Here is a 2,620-nt window from a genome sequence, read left to right as displayed (position 1 = left end):
GCTTGGGGCCGCCCGCCGCCCCCCCCGGGGGGGGGGGCCCCCCCCCCCCCGGCGCCCCCCCCCCACCGCACCGCGCTCAGACGCGGGTGATCTGGAACTGCTGGTTCTGCCCGCCGTTGCACGGGTACTGCTTGAACTGCAGGTTGTCCTGCGAGCCGGACGGCAGGTCCAGGCACTTGCCCGAGTGCCGCGCGACCAGCCGCGAGTAGCCCGACCCGACGTCCACCACCGACCACTGCTGGTTCTGCCCGGAGCCGCAGCTCCACTGCACCACCGCCGCGCCGTCGGCCGTGCTCGCGTCGCTCACGTCCAGGCACTTGTTGGAGTGCCGGGCGACGATCTGGTAGTAGCCGCCGGTGGCCTGCAACCGGAACTGCTGGTTCTGCCCGCCGTTGCACGGGTACTGCATCAACGCCGCCCCGTCTGCCCCGCTCGCGTTGGCCACGTCGAGGCACTTGCCGGAGTGCCGCACGGAGATCCGGTTGTAGGTCAGCGCCACGGCGCCGATCGTCCCGGCCGCGGTGTCGATGACGATCTGGCCCGCGTTGGTCAGGTTCATCGTCGTGTTGCTCGGGAACGTGATCGGCAGCCAGACGTAGGCGGAGTCCACCACCGGCCCGCCCCACGCGCCGGCCCAGCGGTCGCCCAGGTAGAGGTACGAGGTACCCTGGCTGCCCTGGATCGGCAGCACGTACGCCGGTTGCGAGCGGTACGTGGTGGAGTCGCCGACGTTCTGCATCGCGCTCCACGGCCCGGACATGCCGGTGGCCGTGGCGTACTTGGCCTGGTTCGGCGACCACCCGGTCGCGCCGGAGGTGAGCATGAAGTACACGCCGTTGCGCTTGAACACCGCCGGGGCTTCCCGGTGCCCGCCGGGCCACGGGTTGCCCACCAGCGCCGCCACGCCGCGGTAGTCGGCGTTGAGGCGGTAGATGTGCAGGTCGTAGTTCTCCCGCGCGGCCGAGACCATGTACGCCGTGCCGTCGTCGTCCTTGAACAGCGTGATGTCGCGCGACATGTGGTTGAGCGGCCGGAAGCTGCCCTGGTAGGTGTAGTTCCCGTCCACTGTGGACGAGTACGCCACCGCCGCGCGGGCCTCGCCGTAGTCCTGGCCGTTCTCCCAGTGCATCCACATGACGTACTGCCCGGTGGCCGCGTTGTAGATCACCTTGGGCCGTTCCACCCAGGAGGTGCGCAGCTCGGCGTGGCTGTTCTGGGTCAGCACGTTGTTGCGGAACTCCCAGGTCTTCAGGTCGGTCGACCGGTAGACCGAGACGGCCCGGAACAGGTTGTCCGGGTGCCGGTTCTCGCCGAACCAGTAGTAGTAGGCGCCGACCTTGATCACGCCACCGCCGTGCGCCTGGACGAGGTTGCCGCCGGTGTCGGTGAACTGCACACCCACGTCGACGGTGACGGGCGCGGCGTGCGCCGGGCCGGCGGGCAGCACCACCGCGGCCAGGCCGACGACGACGCCGGCCAGCGCGGCGCGCCACCGCTTCGGGGACGAGCGGGACATCTGGACTCCTTTGTCCGGCCCACCGCAGGGTCGAAGCGGCCAGCGACCGGCGTGGGCCGACCCGTGCGCTGGCGCGTCGGGACCAGTGGCCGACGCGCCGGCGTGGCGGGCCGACGGCGCGACGACCGCGGGAACCCCGCCCGCACCCGACGATCGGCGGTGCGCCCGCTGCGGAGTGGCACCCGCGAGACGAAATGTTTGCGTTAACATCCCCTGGCCGGACCAGTTTGTTGGCCGGGGCACGCCACTGTCAAGACCTTGCGGGCCGGCGCGGAACGCGCTTTCCGCGCCCGGCGTCCCGGCCCCGGCCAGGCCGCGCCCCCACGCGGTGACACCGCGTGCGCACTGCCGTTGACCAGGCATTGGGGGATTTCCGGGGCGATTCACCCGACCGGGCCCACACGATGACGTCGTGGCCGCCCGGACCGCGAGCGGCCGCAGGACGAGGAGAAGAGGGGCACGATGAGGAAGATCAACGTCCTGGCCCGACGACTGGTGCTGCTGTTCCTGCCCGTGGTCGCCGCGACCTCGCTCGCCGTCCCGGCGAACGCCGAGCCGGGCGCTCCCGCGCGATGGCTCGCGGTGGCGGCGGACGGCACGGCCTCGATCGCGGACGCGGGGCCGGCCGTCGCGCCGCTCGCGCTGACGAGCTACATCAGCAACGAGACCGCGAACGGGATCGGCGTGTCGAGGGACGACGTGGCCGGCAACTACCAGGCGATCCTGGCGGGCCACCGCCGCACCGACGACGCGCCGCTCAACTGGAGCCGGGCCATGTCGTTCTACGTCGGACCGGGCTACTGCGTCGACGCCTGGTTCTACTGGAACGGCGCGTGGCGGTTCGGCGTCTCCGCGCCGGGCGCCCGCGAGTACCTGGTCGACCAGACCATCGAAGGCCAGTCCGTGGCGCGCTGGGCTTTGCGGAACACCCGCCCGCTGCCCTGCTGACCCGTTGCGCCGGTGGCACGAGTGGGCCTCTCCCGACCACGCCGGGAGAGGCCCGCCGCACGACCACCCGGATCAGGCCGCACACCGCGGGGCGGAGGAATCCCGGCCCGGGCCGCGCCCCCGCCCCCCGCCGGGGCCGGGGGCGCGGCGCCGGGG

The 2,620-nt window shown here is 72.6% G+C and carries 2 protein-coding genes; one reads left to right on the top strand and one right to left on the bottom strand.

Features of this window, described 5'->3' with window-relative positions; genetic code table 11:
- Positions 1-76 precede the first annotated feature (76 nt).
- Positions 77-1,516 (bottom strand): RICIN domain-containing protein, encoded by a 1,440-nt coding sequence (locus ACFXGA_RS40085; RefSeq protein ID WP_378098425.1) that lies wholly within the window; start codon positions 1,514-1,516, stop codon positions 77-79.
- Between the two features lie 462 nt (positions 1,517-1,978).
- Between ACFXGA_RS40085 and ACFXGA_RS40080 the strand changes: the two genes are divergently transcribed.
- The gene (locus ACFXGA_RS40080; protein ID WP_378098422.1) at positions 1,979-2,464 is read left to right on the top strand and encodes a hypothetical protein; all 486 of its coding nucleotides are present in this window, start codon (positions 1,979-1,981) and stop codon (positions 2,462-2,464) included.
- Positions 2,465-2,620 lie beyond the last annotated feature (156 nt).

Origin of the sequence: Actinosynnema sp. NPDC059335 (genome assembly GCF_042752395.1) — a bacterium.
Lineage (GTDB): Bacteria > Actinomycetota > Actinomycetes > Mycobacteriales > Pseudonocardiaceae > Actinosynnema.
The sequence above is the reverse complement of the archived record's forward strand: the minus strand, read 5'-3'. Positions and strand labels throughout refer to the sequence as shown.

Coding starts and splice junctions, on each gene's coding strand:
- ACFXGA_RS40085 (WP_378098425.1), bottom strand. CDS start 1,516: ATGTCCCGCTCGTCCCCGAAGCGGTGGCGCGCCGCGCTGGCCGGCGTC.
- ACFXGA_RS40080 (WP_378098422.1), top strand. CDS start 1,979: ATGAGGAAGATCAACGTCCTGGCCCGACGACTGGTGCTGCTGTTCCTG.